Source organism: Mucilaginibacter terrae (assembly GCF_031951985.1).
GTDB classification, from domain to species: Bacteria; Bacteroidota; Bacteroidia; order Sphingobacteriales; family Sphingobacteriaceae; genus Mucilaginibacter; species Mucilaginibacter terrae_A.
Window position 1 is genome coordinate 183,737 of sequence record NZ_JAVLVU010000001.1, and the last position, 15,073, is coordinate 198,809.

18 protein-coding genes are annotated in these 15,073 nt (G+C 43.6%); 17 read left to right on the top strand and 1 reads right to left on the bottom strand.

Features of this window, described 5'->3' with window-relative positions:
- The first annotated feature begins 9 nt into the window (after positions 1–9).
- The 17 genes from mobC to QE417_RS00890 all read left to right on the top strand — a co-directional run bounded on the left by mobC (position 10) and on the right by QE417_RS00890 (position 14,875).
- Positions 10–1,944 (top strand): conjugal transfer protein MobC, encoded by a 1,935-nt coding sequence (gene mobC, locus QE417_RS00810; protein ID WP_127702925.1) that lies wholly within the window; start codon positions 10–12, stop codon positions 1,942–1,944.
- Positions 1,945–2,072: 128 nt separating this feature from the next.
- The gene (locus tag QE417_RS00815) at positions 2,073–2,939 is read left to right on the top strand and encodes an RteC domain-containing protein (RefSeq protein ID WP_127702924.1); all 867 of its coding nucleotides are present in this window, start codon (positions 2,073–2,075) and stop codon (positions 2,937–2,939) included.
- 147 nt (positions 2,940–3,086) lie between these two features.
- Positions 3,087–3,617, top strand: a complete 531-nt coding sequence (locus tag QE417_RS00820) for a hypothetical protein (protein WP_311946913.1) — start codon at positions 3,087–3,089, stop codon at positions 3,615–3,617.
- A gap of 30 nt (positions 3,618–3,647) precedes the next feature.
- Entirely contained in the window at positions 3,648–3,986 is a 339-nt protein-coding gene (locus QE417_RS00825) for a DUF4134 domain-containing protein (RefSeq protein WP_117381996.1), read from the top strand.
- A gap of 10 nt (positions 3,987–3,996) precedes the next feature.
- The gene (locus QE417_RS00830; protein ID WP_127702922.1) at positions 3,997–4,317 is read left to right on the top strand and encodes a DUF4133 domain-containing protein; all 321 of its coding nucleotides are present in this window, start codon (positions 3,997–3,999) and stop codon (positions 4,315–4,317) included.
- Entirely contained in the window at positions 4,314–6,803 is a 2,490-nt protein-coding gene (locus QE417_RS00835; RefSeq protein ID WP_127702921.1) for a TraG family conjugative transposon ATPase, read from the top strand. Before QE417_RS00830 ends, QE417_RS00835 begins: the two co-directional genes overlap by 4 nt.
- Before the next feature lie 15 nt (positions 6,804–6,818).
- Positions 6,819–7,187 carry a hypothetical protein gene (locus tag QE417_RS00840; RefSeq protein WP_127702920.1) on the top strand — a complete coding sequence of 123 codons (369 nt, stop codon included), beginning with the start codon at positions 6,819–6,821 and terminating at the stop codon, positions 7,185–7,187.
- A 53-nt stretch (positions 7,188–7,240) separates the two neighbouring features.
- A complete protein-coding gene (locus QE417_RS00845; protein WP_127702919.1) occupies positions 7,241–7,924 on the top strand; it encodes a conjugal transfer protein TraI in 684 nt (227 codons plus the stop codon).
- Complete coding sequence (locus QE417_RS00850; RefSeq protein WP_127702918.1) at positions 7,911–8,603, top strand: hypothetical protein; 693 nt, start codon at positions 7,911–7,913, stop codon at positions 8,601–8,603. The genes QE417_RS00845 and QE417_RS00850 overlap by 14 nt, the downstream gene beginning before the upstream one ends.
- 11 nt (positions 8,604–8,614) lie before the next feature.
- Positions 8,615–9,262: a TerB family tellurite resistance protein gene (locus QE417_RS00855; RefSeq protein WP_232336538.1), complete on the top strand. Its 648-nt coding sequence runs from the start codon at positions 8,615–8,617 to the stop codon at positions 9,260–9,262.
- A 10-nt stretch (positions 9,263–9,272) separates the two neighbouring features.
- A complete protein-coding gene (gene traJ, locus QE417_RS00860; protein WP_157541637.1) occupies positions 9,273–10,475 on the top strand; it encodes a conjugative transposon protein TraJ in 1,203 nt (400 codons plus the stop codon).
- Positions 10,476–10,500: 25 nt separating this feature from the next.
- Positions 10,501–11,118: a conjugative transposon protein TraK gene (traK, locus tag QE417_RS00865; RefSeq protein ID WP_127702916.1), complete on the top strand. Its 618-nt coding sequence runs from the start codon at positions 10,501–10,503 to the stop codon at positions 11,116–11,118.
- 2 nt (positions 11,119–11,120) lie between these two features.
- Entirely contained in the window at positions 11,121–11,456 is a 336-nt protein-coding gene (locus tag QE417_RS00870) for a hypothetical protein (protein WP_127702915.1), read from the top strand.
- 7 nt (positions 11,457–11,463) lie between these two features.
- On the top strand, positions 11,464–12,702 hold the full coding sequence (gene traM, locus QE417_RS00875) for a conjugative transposon protein TraM (protein ID WP_127702914.1): 1,239 nt from the start codon (positions 11,464–11,466) through the stop codon (positions 12,700–12,702).
- Positions 12,703–12,711: 9 nt separating this feature from the next.
- Positions 12,712–13,530, top strand: coding sequence for a DUF4138 domain-containing protein (locus QE417_RS00880; RefSeq protein ID WP_127702913.1), 819 nt, complete (start codon positions 12,712–12,714; stop codon positions 13,528–13,530).
- 34 nt (positions 13,531–13,564) lie between these two features.
- Positions 13,565–14,332, top strand: coding sequence for a hypothetical protein (locus QE417_RS00885; protein ID WP_127702912.1), 768 nt, complete (start codon positions 13,565–13,567; stop codon positions 14,330–14,332).
- A 57-nt stretch (positions 14,333–14,389) separates the two neighbouring features.
- A complete protein-coding gene (locus QE417_RS00890) occupies positions 14,390–14,875 on the top strand; it encodes a hypothetical protein (RefSeq protein ID WP_127702911.1) in 486 nt (161 codons plus the stop codon).
- On the opposite strand, the gene QE417_RS00895 is transcribed toward QE417_RS00890, so the two are convergent.
- The gene (locus QE417_RS00895) at positions 14,853–15,053 is read right to left on the bottom strand and encodes a hypothetical protein (protein WP_311946924.1); all 201 of its coding nucleotides are present in this window, start codon (positions 15,051–15,053) and stop codon (positions 14,853–14,855) included. The two genes, QE417_RS00890 and QE417_RS00895, sit on opposite strands and share 23 nt — an antisense overlap.
- Positions 15,054–15,073: the final 20 nt, after the last annotated feature.

Genomic DNA, 15,073 nt, shown 5'->3' on the forward strand with positions numbered 1-15,073 from the left:
TTTACAGTTATGCAAACAGGTGAAAACGAACAAGCATTAAGAAGGATCATTGATTTTACCCGGTTTATCAGCCTGGCCATTCTTATCCTTCATTTTTATATTTCCTGCTATGCCGCATTTCAGCATTGGGGGGTGACCAAGCCGGTCATTAACAGTATCCTACTGTCTGTCTCGAAAATTACAGTCGTCAAAAGTGTACTTTATGCAAAACTTGCAGCACTGTGCGCTTTGATGATTTCCTTGTTAGGCAGCAAGGGGAAGAAAGATGAGAAAATCAAACTTAAGACGATCACTACCTATGCGTTTACTGGCTTGCTGTTATACTTTATCAGTGCAGTATTCCTCAACGCCAACTATCCGGTATCAATCAGGGCATCACTATATATCGGCTTAACCGCGTTAGGGTATCTACTGATCTTGTCAGGACTAAGTGCGCTGTTCAGAATGCTTAAATTGAAGCTGGCTGATGACATTTTTAACAAGGCCAACGAATCATTTCCACAGGAAGAGCGGTACCTTAACAATGAGTATTCGATTAACTTGCCTGCTATCTACCACCTGAAAGGTAAAGCGCGTAAAAGCTGGATCAATATCATCAACCCTTTCCGTGGCACATTGATAGGTGGCAGTCCGGGTTCAGGTAAGTCCTACTTTGTTATCCGCCACATTATCACCCAACATATTCAAAAAGGTTTTTCCATGCTGATCTATGATTTTAAGTATGATGACCTAACCAAGATTGCCTATAACGCATTGCTTCAACATGGTCACTTGTACAAGGTCAAACCGACCCAGTATGTGATTAACCTCGAACAGATTATGCACCGCGCGAATCCACTGGAGCCAGAAACCATGCTGGATATAACAGATGCGATTGACGCCAGCCGAACGATCATGCTTGGTTTAAATCGGGAATGGATCAAAAAGCAGGGAGACTTTTTTGTGGAATCACCGATCAACTTTATCACAGCGATCATGTGGTTTCTGCGAAAGTACCAGGATGGCCGCTTTTGTACTTTACCTCATGTTATTGAGTTAGCTCAAGTGGATTACAAGGAATTGTTTGAAGTATTGCTACAAGAACCTGAAATCGAAGTATTGATCAATCCTTTTATTTCTGCCTGGCAAAATGAAGCCTATGAACAGTTAGAAGGTCAGGTGGCAAGCGCTAAGATCAGTTTGGCGCGTCTATCATCACCGCAGCTTTATTATGTGTTAAGTGGCAATGATTTCTCTTTAGACATTAATAACCCTGACGAACCGAAGATCGTCTGCCTTGCCAATAAGCCGCAAAAATCACAGGTTAACGGTGCTGTGCTGTCCTTGTATATCAACCGCATTAACAAGCTGGTCAACCAAAAGAACCGCCAGAAATGCAGCATGATCTTCGATGAATTCCCAACCATTTACTTTAACGGCATTGACAACCTTATCGCTACGGCAAGGTCGAATAAGGTAGCGGTGACATTGGCGGTTCAAGACTATAGCCAGCTTAAAAAGGATTATGGCCGTGATCAGGCAGAGGTTATTATGAATATCGTAGGTAATATTATTTGCGGGCAGGTAACAGGCGATACAGCCAAACAGTTGTCAGAACGCTTTGGAAAAATTAACCAACAAAAAGAAAGTGTATCCATCAACAGTCAGGATACCTCGGTGAGCCGTTCTACTCTACTGGACTTCGCGATACCTGCATCTAAAATTGCTGGGCTGTCCTCCGGTGAATTTGTGGGCATGGTAGCCGATGACCCGACCAATAAGATCAGCTTAAAAGTGTTTCATAACGAAATTCAAAATGACCATGACAGTATACGCAATGAAGAGTTGAATTATCAGCCAATCCCTACCGTTCGAGATATCGATCAGGTGGAAGTCCTGCGTAATTACCAACAAATCAAAGATGACATAAAGGCTATCGTTCAAGACGTTGTGATTAATTCTTAAGTAATAATGCCAATCGTCATATTAACGTAATATTGATTTAAGGTGAAGTTAAACGAATAACGTGTCGTAACACGTTATTCTTAATTTGCGTATTAAGCAATAATCCTAATTACCTAATCCAACTCCTTATGCGCACTATCACCGAGCGTTTCTACAGCGCTTTAGAAAATCAATTGAACGAAATTTCCACGAACGGCGAACCTTTAGCCGAACAATACAAAGCTTCTATTATCCTTTGCAAAAAAGCAATGGCCAAGCTGAAAAGCTACATCTCCAGCTATTCTTTTGAAAGTATCGAAGACGAGATCCATTTCTTCAAAGAAGTAAAACCCCAATTCTACAGTAAATACATTTACTTCATCAGCGTTTATAACTACCTAATGAAAAGGCCGACAGGAGCCGAAGATCATTTAAAAGAATATATCAACTCTGAACTGGCCGATCTTAAACGTTATTTCGATCATAACGCCGCTTTTTATCAGTACTACCGCTCCGGTTCCACTCAGATGGATGAAGTGTATTTTACGCGTGGTGGATTTGACGTACATGTGGAACTGGAAAAATTTGAAGAAGACGAGGTGTATTCAACCAGTCACGACTACAAGCTTTCCAATATTATCGCGAACGAAAAATATCAGGACTTTTTAAATATCGAACTTCAAAAGCTCAATAATCATGATGAGCGCCCGCCAGAGATGAGCCTCGAATTGCCGCTCACCTGGACATTTTCAAAGACCGATCTGATCGAACTGATTTACGCGCTGGTTGCTGCTGGCGTATTTAACAATGGCAATGCGGAGATCAAAACTGTTGTTAGCTTTTTTCAAACGGTTTTTCATATCGAACTTGGCCAGTACTATCACAAGTACACCGATATAACGCGGCGAAAAAAGGATCGTACAATATTACTTGATAAGCTGAAGCTTGCCTTACTCCGTAAAATAGACCAAAAACTTGATGAAGATGGCTCTATTCAGCAAAAGCTAAAATTATAGCTATTTTCAACTACTTGTTTTTCAATCTGTTATAAAAAATTTATCCTACCCTGTACATGAGGTGTGATAAAAGTTTTTTGGATAGGCCAACCTTTGCTTTCGAGATCGCTGCATGGTGCAGATGGTCTTTAAAATCAAAGTGTTATGTTGTCATCCATCTCCTGGCAGCAGTATTTAGCAGCCATCGCTATCATAAGCGCATCTTACTACCTGTATGTGATTCTTCGCTACTATCAGCGCGAGGTTACCAATCTTTTTATAGCTAAGCAATCAGGTCAGCTACTTGCCCCAAGCAGCACCCTTTCATCTTTTACGGTGATGGGTCAAGCTAAGCAAGATCAAAGCATCACCGTCGTAGCCGACGAAGAGTTACAATTCGCGGAAGCCGACATCGACGAAGACTTAAACGAACCAGTTGCTGAAACAACAGCAGCAAAGCCCGTTGAGTTTTTGCCACAAACACAACTGCTTAATGAGACGGACAAACTCATTGATGCTTTCGCAGACGTTGACAGTAAATCAGAATTTATTTCATTGCTGAACATTCTGCTTACCTCTTATAAACCTTACGAGTCGGAAATAAACTATCTACAGGTAATTGAGCACATCTTGAACGAATCGCACGGAAAATTGCCTTTCGACTTGACAAGCAATGACCTGCCTGCCTTGAATGAGTAACATTTTTTAAACCCTTTAAAATAAATAATCATGAAAACACAGCAAGTAAAAAGAAATAACGATCTGAGGCATCTGTTGAAGAAAGGCTTCGGCACATTGACATTTATCCTTTTCGCCTTCACCTTGTATGCACAGGACGGTAATGCCGGCATTCAGGAGGCAACCACGCAGGTCAAAAGCTATTTTACTACCGGTACAACCTTGATGTATGCTATTGGTGCTTTGGTAGGCCTGGTAGGTGCTATTAAGGTTTACAAAAAGTGGAACGACGGCGAGCATGATACCGGAAAGGTTGCATCCAGCTGGTTTGGTAGCTGCATTTTTCTAGTAGTTGTCGCTACTGTACTCAAATCTTTTTTTGGCGTTTAACTGCATCAATATGGCATTGTATCAGATCAATAAGGGCATCAATAAACCCATCGAATTTAAAGGGCTAAAGGCCCAGTACATCGGCTACCTCGGAGCAGGCCTCGTTATTCTGCTCGTCGGCTTTGCAATCATGTACCTGGTGAGCATACCGGTGACCATGTGCCTGATAATCGTAGGTGCATTGGGGAGCCTGCTGTTTTTCCAGGTGTTTAAGCTTAGCCATAAATATGGCCAATATGGGCTGATGAAGAGATCGGCAAAGCGATATCTGCCGCGTTACCTGCAATTCAAGACACGAAACGTATTTCTCCAATTAAAAAGAAGATCATGAGATCACACAGCAAAGCGGAACAGGTATTTCCTGTTTATAAGGTGGAACACGATTGTATGCTTTCAGCGCAAGGCGACCTGACCATTGGTTATGAAGTTGACCTACCGGAAATTTTTACCATGTCCAATGACGAATACCACAGCTTTCACGAGGCTTGGATCAAGGCAATAAAGCTGCTGCCGAAAAATACCATCTTCCATAAGCAGGACTGGTTTATAAGTGAGCAGTATAAGGCCAGGTTTCAGGAAAACGGCGAAACGCAGGTTAAAACGTTTCTGTCACATTCCAGCGAAAAGCATTTCCACGAGCGTCCATACCTGCATCATCATTGCCATGTTTTCCTGACTAAGAAGCCCGAAAAATTCAAACACTATACGAGCGCGGTAAGCACATTGATGCGAAAACGCATAGTCCCTTCTCAAACCACATCAGAAGAGCTGTTTCGTGACTTTTTAGATAATGCCGGACAGTTTGTAAAGGTGCTGGAAGATAGCGGCCTAATTGCATTGCGGGGCATCAATGACGACGGACTGTCCGGTACGCCTAAGACACCCGGAATACTGGAACAGTACTGCTTTCTGCTCAACAAGAACAGCAATACGGTTTTAAAGGATATTCATATTCAGGACGAGATCCGCATTGGCAATGATTATTGTCAGCTTTTTACTTTAAGCGATGCGGAAGACTTGCCGCCGCTTTGTGGCCCGAGGATAACCTTTGACAAGTACAGCACGGACAAAACAAAGTTTAGTACTGGATTTGCCTCACCGATCGGCACTTTGTTGAGATGCAACCATGTGTATAACCAGTACATATTTATCGAAGACAGCCAGCAAACCTTAAAGAAGCTGGAGGCAAAGAAGCTGCGCTTACAATCGTTATCCGCTTATTCCCGTGAAAATGCGATCAGCCGGGATGCGACTCACGAATTTTTAAATGAAGCAATCAGTCAGCAGCGGCTGCCGGTTAAAGCACACTTTAATGTGATGGCCTGGACAAGCGACCGAGCCGAACTTAAAGACCTCAAAAATAAAGTAAGTTCAGCTTTAGCTCAAATGGATGCGCAACCTAAACAGGAAACGGACGGAGCACCGCAGATATGGTGGTCGGGATTGCCAGGCAATGAAGCTACCTTTCCAATGAATGATACCTTTGATACATTTGTTGAACAGGCAACCTGCTTTTTAAATCTTGAAACAAACTACCAATCCAGTATCAGTGCCTGCGGGCTTAGGCTCGGCGATCGCTTGTCAGGCAAACCTGTCCATGTAGACATCAGTGATGAACCGATAGAGAAAGGCATAACGACTAACCGGAATAAGTTTATTTTGGGTCCGTCGGGCAGTGGAAAGTCTTTTTTTACCAACCACCTTTTGCGAAGCTATTTTGAACAGGGCGCTCACATTGTATTGGTCGATGTAGGGCACAGTTACCAGGGGCTTTGTGAGTTCGTCGGAGGATATTACTTCACTTATTCAGAAGACAACCCCATCAGCTTCAATCCCTTTTATATCGCTCAGGGCGACTACTTGGATACGGAAAAGAAGGAAAGCATTAAAGCCATGATCCTGGCATTGTGGAAGAAGGAAGATGAAGGCGTACAACGTTCAGAATACATTGCGATTTCCGATGCTTTGTACCACTATTATGAAAAGCTTAAAGTGAATTCTGATATCTTTCCTTGCTTTGATAGCTTCTATGATTTCCTTGCAGGAGAGTTTTATGAGACCATGAAACAATCAAAAGTAAAAGATGAACGTTTTGATATTGATAACATGCTGTTCGTATTAAAACCATATTACAAAGGTGGTGAGTACGCTTACCTGTTGAATGCAAGAGAAAATCTCGACTTATTGCATCGCCGCTTTATTGTCTTTGAATTGGATAACATCAAAGATCACCCCATTCTTTTCCCGGTAGTGACACTGATCATTATGGAAACCTTTGTATCCAAAATGCGCAAACTCAGTAAGGCCACCCGCAAAATGATCTTAATCGAGGAAGCATGGAAAGCTATTGCGCGTGAAGGCATGGCCGAATACATCAAATACTTATTTAAAACGGTTCGAAAATATTTTGGTGAAGCTTTGGTAGTTACCCAGGATATTGAAGATATCATCAGTTCGCCGGTGGTCAAGCAGGCTATTATCAATAACAGCGACTGCAAAATTCTGCTTGACCAACGCAAGTACCAGAATGACTTTCCGAAAATTCAGCAGTTATTGGGCATCACGGATAAAGAAACGGCACTGATCATGAGCATGAACCGGAACAATGATGAAAAGCTAAAATACAAAGAGGTGTTTATCAGCCTCAATGGTCAGTTGTCAAAAGTTTACCGGACAGAGGTGAGCCGTGAGGAATACTGGACTTATACAACGGAATCAGCGGAAAAAGCTCGTGTTCAAGAATACGCTAAGAAATATGGAAGTATTCAGCGAGGCATTGCGGCTATTGTTCAGGAAGAATTAGAAAAAGCAGCTTAATTAAATTATATCATTATGAAAGCATTAATCATTCTATTATTGATATTATTTATCATCTACGGATGCTCAGAGACCGCTAAAGAGTCAGACCCGTCCGGGACTTATGTAACCCATTTCAAGAATGAATATTCGCTTACAGACGATACTCTTATTATCAGAAATATCAATTCTTCTAACCAGGCATATAACATTGAACGAAAATCTGGTTTTCAAAAAATCAGAAATGGCGTTTTAAAGAGCAAGGAATTTAAGTCTGCCAAATGGGATGCCACTTACAACGAAGATTCAAAGGTACTACAGCAAACTGACCTTGGAAATCAGGTTTATATTACAGACCATAACGGCGTTAAACTCGGCGATTCCGAATACAAGAAAATAAAATAGCAATTTATTTCTTGCCTTTTTTAATCTGATAAATAATCGGAAAGGGACTTCTTATGAAAAAATTTAAGGTACGACCAGCGATATTAATCGCCTTGATAATGTTATTGTTCACAGTGCCGAAAGCTAATGCGCAGTTCGTAGTAGCAGAAGTAATTAAACTCACCGTCAAGAAAGTGATCAAGGCCATTGACCTTAAAGTTCAGCGGATGCAGAACAAGACCATCTGGTTGCAGAATGCACAGAAAGTGTTAGAAAACGAGCTATCTAAAGTTAAACTTACGGAGATATCCGGCTGGACAGAAGAACAAAAACAATTGTACAGCGGCTACTATACAGAGCTATGGAAGATCAAATCCACCATTGCTTATTACCAGCGGATCAAAGATGTCACCTTGAAACAGGCTGCTTTGGTGGGTCAGTACAAGCGGGCCTGGGGGCTGTTTCAAAAAGACAACCACTTTCGTCCGGAAGAAATCAATTACATGCAGAAGGTTTACAGCGGCATCTTAGATGCCAGCGTTCAGAACCTCGATCAGATATTAATGGTCATCAATAGCTTCAAAACGCAAATGTCCGATGCTGATCGGCTCGAACTGATTAATCATGCAAGTGACCAGTTGGATATCAATTACAACGACTTGCAGCAGTTTAACAATCAAAACATTCGGATCTGCTTGCAACGAAGCCGTGACCTTGCAGATACGAAATCAATTAAGGAATTGTATGGAATCAATTAGCCAGTTAAAGCGCCGTGCTGATGATATCGGCCGGAAAAGCAAGGCACTATTAACCTATGCGCTGGTGACCGCCGCTGCTTCGTTATGGTTGTCACAATCACATGCGCAGACTTTTGCCGAATGGTTCTCTCAAAAGAAAACCCAAAAGAAATACCTGCTTCAGCAAATAGCAGCTTTACAGGTTTACTCCAATTATTTGAAGCAAGGTTACCAAATCGCTAACGGCGGCTTGGGTTATATCACCGGCTCGTTAAAGGACGAGTTCAGTTTGCATACGACCTACTATGATAAGTTGAGATCCATCAATATGGTAGTCAAGAATAACCCGCAGGTGGGTAATATCCTGACATGGCAAAGGGATATTCTAGGAGCAGTTAAAGGTCTTGATCAGGCAACTTACCTGTCAACGAAGGAAAAGGTTTACGTTGGTCAAGTCAAACAGGCACTGCTTTCAGACTGCGATGAACAGATCACAGCGCTGCAAATTCTCCTCACAAACGGCAAACTGACCATGACTGACGATGAACGTTTAAAGCGGTTGAACAGCATTCACCTGGCGATGCAGAGCAATTACCGGTTTATCGCAGACTTCGCAGGCAAGATCAAGGTTTATGGCCTTCAGAAACAGCAAGAAAATACCAACCTCGAAACCAGCAAATACATATTCGGTATTCGATAATATCAAGGATTATGAAAAAGCACATCAAAGCATTTTTGCTGACAGGATTTACAGTAGCGACTCTCTCGCATACTCAGGTATGTAAGGCTCAGGGCCAGGAACTACAGCAGTTGTTATTGAATATAGAAAAGCTAACTCAGTTGAAGAGCATCCTTTCCGATATGAAGACAGGTTACCAGATCTATCAAAGGGGCTACAGTACGATTTCGTCGCTATCCCAAGGAAACTTTAATCTGCATGATGTGTATCTAAACGGCTTGCTTCAGATCAGTCCGGCTGTCAAAAACTACGGCAGGGTTGCCGAGATCATCTCCCAGCAGGCCAGTTTGCTAAGTGAGTACAAGAAGGCTTTTTCCCGCTTTAAACAAAGCGGATCGTTTTCCGCAGGCGAACTTGACTATATGGGTAAGGTATATGGCGGGCTGGTAAAGCAAAGCCTTGACAATATCAATGAGCTAACCAATGTATTGACAGCTTCTAAATTGAGGATGACCGATGATGAAAGGATCAGGGCAATAGATCGGATTTATGTGAACTCTACTGATAAGCTTCAGTTTTTGCGATACTTCAACCGCAACGGTGTGATGCTCAGTTTGCAGCGAACGAAGGAAACCGGCGATGCCCTCTCATTAAAGAAGCTCTACGGTATAAACCACTAATTCAGACATTATGAAAAAGACAGCTTTTTTAACCGCAATCATTGCGGTAACGGGGATTCTTTTCCCATTATTTTCAAATGCAGCAGGGCTTGCAGATAACATCCAGGGATTGCAGGGAACGCTCAATAATGTTTACAATGATATGCTGCCGATGTGCAGCGGCTTGATCGGCGTAGGCAGGGCCATCGCAGGATTCGGCGCACTGTGGTACATCGGCAGCCGCGTATGGCGGCAAATTGCGGCGGCAGAACCTATAGACTTTTACCCGCTGATGCGTCCCTTCGCTCTCGGGCTGGCGATCCTGTTATTTCCCACGGTCATCGCAATCATCAACGGCATCATGCAGCCTACCGTAAATGCGACGGGCGGAATGGTGCAAAACTCAGATGCAGCGATTGCCGCCTTATTAAAAGCCAAACAGGAAGCCGTTGAGAAGACAGATACGTGGCAAATGTACGTTGGGCCTGACGGTGATGGTGACCGGGATAAATGGTACAAGTATACCCATCCTGAAGACAAAGATGGCAGTGGTGAAGGTGTATTAGCAAGCGTTGGAAATGATATGAAATTCGCTATGGCTAAAGCGTCCTATAACTTTCGTAATACCGTGAAGCAATGGATGTCAGAGGTACTACAGGTATTGTATGAAGCCGCAGCACTATGTATCAACACTATTCGTACGTTTTACCTGATCATTCTGGCTATCCTCGGGCCGATCGTTTTTGGGCTTGCGGTATTTGACGGTTTTCAAAGCACGTTAACGGTGTGGCTGGCTAAATACATCAATGTATTCCTATGGTTACCAGTCGCGAATATATTCGGTGCCATTATCGGTAAAGTGCAGGAAAATATGCTCAAACTGGATATTTCACAAGTACAATCAGCGGGTGATACCTTTTTTAGTTCGACTGATACGGCTTACCTCATTTTCCTGATCATTGGGATCATAGGCTACTTCACGGTTCCGAGCGTAGCCAATTACATTGTCAATGCAGGCAGCGGCCATGGGCTTTTACAAAAAGTAAATGCACTGGTCATCACCAGTTCCAATGCCACCGTGGCGGCTGGTTCTCAAGTGGGAGAACGAATGGTCAACGGCGCAATTAATTTAAGCAATGCACCAGGCGACTTTATGAGCGGCTGGAACAATGCGGGTCAGGAAAATAAGTCACAGCCCGCTAACCATCAGGCAGCTCGCATCAACGGAAATTAAGTAGTTCACCATAAAATTCGTAGCCATGTTTACACACCTAAAGAATATTGAAACTGCCTTCCGGCATGTGAAGTTGTTCAGTTACTTCCTGATAGCGGCCTGCACGATCATCTCCTGCTTTGCCCTTTATAAAAGTTACCAGGCAGCAGACCTCGCCAGCAGGCATATTTACATATTAGCGAACGGCAAAGCTTTAGAAGCCTTCGCCGCAGACCGCAAAGATAACATCCCGGTTGAGGCACGGGATCACATCAAAATGTTTCATCACTACTTTTTCACGCTTGACCCTGATGAAAAAGTGATCAATGCCAACATCGGAAAGGCATTGTACCTGGCCGATGAAAGCGCCAAAAATCAGTACAACGATCTTAAGGAAAAAAGCTATTACAACAACTTGATTTCCGGCAACATCAGCCAACAGGTTGTGGTGGACAGCATTCAACTCGACATTGATAAGTACCCTTATTACTTTAAATGCTTTGCTACGCAAAAGCTGATCCGCGCAACATCAACCATTAACCGCAGTCTGGTTACCCAGGGTTATCTCCGAAACGTGGCGCGTTCAGATAACAACCCGCACGGATTCCTGATTCAGCATTGGGAAACATTAGCCAACAGGGATACTACCCTTCAACATCAATAGCCATGAAAACACAAAGTAACGATAATAGCTCATCCACTCCGATGAACGACCGAATAGCGAAAGTGGTCTCGGAATTTATTGTAAGTTTTCAGGCTAAGTTAGCAGCGTCAATCGGCCAACGGTTCAATGCTTATAGCGCCGGTAAGCAAAAGGTCCTGCTGGTGAGTGTCGTGGCGATCATAACGGTCATATTGTTAGCAGGACTTTTTACCAATTCCTATACAATACCGGCCCTTCATCAATCCTATAAACCCGCAACACATATCGGTATGGCATCCGACGTCAATCTCTCTGGAAGAAGGGATGCACAATTAACAGATTCACTAACTAAAAAATGATTAGATCATGGAAGCAACACTCAAACAAGGCAATTTGCCTGCACACGCTCCTGAATTTCTTAAAGAGCGTAAATTCTTAATGATGATACCAGTATTGATCTTTCCTTTTCTGACGATGGCCTTTTGGGCGTTGGGTGGCGGACGGAACAGTAGCCATATGACCGGCGAACAGACGGCGGTCAAAGGGCTGAACACTACTTTACCTCAAGCTAAATTTAAAAATGGTAGTGATCAGGATAAAATGGGTGTCTATCAAACATCTGCGAAGAACTCAGACAGTTCCGCCGCGGGCAGCGTAAGCCAAAACTTCGTTAGTTCGATGGGCTTTGCTGAACAGCAGGCTTCACAAGGAGAACTGCAAAACACCTCTTCGTTACCAGGCGAACTGGCGGCGAACGATCCTAATGAAGCCAAAATTCAGGCGAAACTTGCGCAAATCAATACGCAGCTCAATCAGTCTTCGTCACCGGTACAAACGGGCGGTTATGAGCCGCAGCCAAATTCCGGTGCAGCCGTTAAGCGACTGCAAATGATGATGGCTTCCATGAACAGCGGCAGTGCTGAAGACCCGGAAATGAAACAGCTCAGCCGCATGCTTCAGCAGATCAATGATATTCAAAATCCCGGCAACTCCGATAACGTCCTTCGCGCCCGCTCCCTAAAAAATCGTAACCGTGTCTATGCGGTAACTGCCGTAAGCGATGATAGCGACGAATATGGTGAAGGGCCCAACGTTAGGTATGCAAGCAATAAAACCGCTCAGGGTGAAAATGCGGAAGGGAATACCATTCAAGCCGTGATTCACGAGGATCAAACGTTGGTCAGCGGCGCGGTGGTTAAACTGCGGCTGTTGGACGGGATTTATGTTAAAGGCAAAATGATTCCTAAAGGCAGCTTCGTTTACGGCACTTGTGCCCTGAACAACGAACGCTTGGAAATCAAGATTGCCAGTATACGCTACCTGAATAACATCTTGCCGGTCGCACTCACTGTGTATGACCTGGATGGTCTGGAAGGTTTATATGTGCCTGGGTCCATCAGCCGCGACGCTGCTAAGAACGGAATGGGCAACGCCGTTAGCTCCATGCAGCTGATGACCATGGATCAATCGTTAGGCGCACAAGCAGCCGGGGCCGGTATTGAAGCCGCTAAAGGGCTGTTCGGCAAAAAGGTAAAACAGATTAAGGTCAAAGTCAAAGCCGGATATGAAGTTCTGCTTAAGGACAACAATGACCGCGATAATTAAGGAGGTAATATGAAAAGATTAACAGTTATATTTTTCCTTGCGTTGATAGGGAAAATAGCGTTTGCACAGGACACAGCCTATGTAAGCCACGACAAGGCAACAGCATTATTTTTTCAAGGGCCAGTTAAAGTGCTCGGCAGCCAAAGCAGCAAGTACGTAATTACGGACAAAGGCAATGGGGTGTTAACGATCAAAGCAGTCGCGTCGAATTTTAAAAATGTTACGCTTAGTGTTCAGGATCAAAGCACCAAAAAGGTCTACAGCATCCCGGTAGCTTATTCTTATGGACGGGCAGGGCGACGGATTGGCTATGGTATGACGCTTGTACGTACACTTGTAAATAACAGGCCGGAAAATACCGAAGAGGTTATCGCGCAGCAATTGGCATCAGGAAAACGTGCTGATGTCGCAACCCATGAGAAAACGGGCGGTATCAAGGCCTGGATCAATAAAGTTTCACTTGCGGGTAACCGGATCTATTTGCGGCTTGATCTACGAAATCGCTCGAACCTGCCTTACGGGATTGATTTTGTCCGTTTCTATATTCGTGACCGCAAAACCGTGGACCGGATGGCTACCCACGAACAGGAGATCGTCCCGCTTTACAGCACTTTACGGAGCCGTACAGCTGTAGTCAAAGATCATGATGTTACCAAAGTATTTGCTTTTAAGCGGTTTTCGCTATCGGAGGACGAGGCGCTATTCATCGAGGTTTACGAGCGTTCGGGTAACCGGCACCTTTATTTACAAATCAGGCAAGATGATCTGGATGATATCAAAGTCCTTCCTGTACCATCACGGGCTGCGCTGACGCTGGCCGCTAATTAATAATCATTTAATTAACCATTTAATTCATACAGTTATGAAGACACAAAATTCAGAATTTTTAAAGAAAAGCCTTTTGAATTTAGGTTTTGGAGAAAAGGTAAATGCGGAACTTGACAAGGAAATGGAAGCGAAAACGCCGGAATTCAGGTTAGGCCTAAGCCACGAGTTCAATCAAAAGACCGTCGATTACACCCTTCATTTTAAAGCAGGCGACAACCAGGACATGTACTTTTTTAATAAGTTCGATGCGCATATCCGGCACGAAGACGCTGCAAAGGAGGTCAGCCAAACGTTTTTTATTAATAAAGGAAATGGCGTTACAGCTAAAGAAGCCTTCAACTTGATGGAGGGACGTTCTGTTCATAAACAGCTAACGAACCTGGAAAATCAAAAATATCAGGCCTGGCTAACGCTGGACGACCAAAATCTGACCGAAAGTGGCAATAAGAAGATCAAGCATTACCACGAGAATTACGGCTATGATATTGAAAAGGTCATTGCCGGAAAAGGTATCAAGGAACTGGAAGATCCAAAAGCAAAAGAAGATTTATATCGTTCTCTGAAAAAGGGCAATGCGCAGCAGATCACCGTTGCAACCGGTGAAGGCGAAAAAAAGTATTTCATTGCAGCTAACCCGCAGTTCAAAACCGTCGATCTTTACGACCATCAGATGAAGAAGATCAAGCGGGAAGAGCTGTTAGGTACAAGTGCCAAAGCAACAAAAAGCTTGAAGTCTCATGCGCAATCCTCGGAGGAGCTGCCAAAAAAAAAACAGTCGCGTAAAAGCAAAATGAGTGTTTAACATTTTTAGGCAACAGGTCATCATTGACCTGTTGCTATTTATCTAAAATACTCTATTATGAAAACATTAGATGAGGCACACAATGTATTATTAAGCGTATCAGACGAGCAATGGCTGAAACTCGTCGAGATGCTAACCTATGGCGTGTTAGAGCTGAATGCCCGCACGTTGGCAAAAGTGGAGATTATGTATAGTGTCGGCCATTACCCGGCGATGCATTTTCGTTTAACGACTATTTTAGATGATCCCACTGATGGTAACCCTTTACCACAAGTATCCGGATTCCGGTTTGCCTTCGACCAGGATATTGATGATGACGTATATATTGAACCCCTTAGTTCAGACGGCTATTGGGAAGACTATCTGGAAAAAGAAGGTATCACCCATGTGTTTGCGAGTAACGAAGTTGGAATCAGGAAGCTATATCGGTTCATCAACGAGGAACTGCATCTATGGGATGATGTGCCTTTTGCAGAAGTTGAAAAACCTGTAGAAGATACCTGGAGAACGTTGTTTGAGCTTAACCCGCTTCCTGATCAATGAAGTGCTTGTTGTATAAGTTGATGATATCTCGTTTGAGTTCCAACGGCAGATCATAACCCTCTTTCCATATTAGCTTGCCTGTAGGCACCTCACCCAGAGGGGCTTGTATAATGTCGCAGCCTTCTAAGACGTCCTCAATAGCATGAATGTCAAGATACGGCTCGTACCTGGTTTCCATTGCTTTTAGTTCGGGGTCTG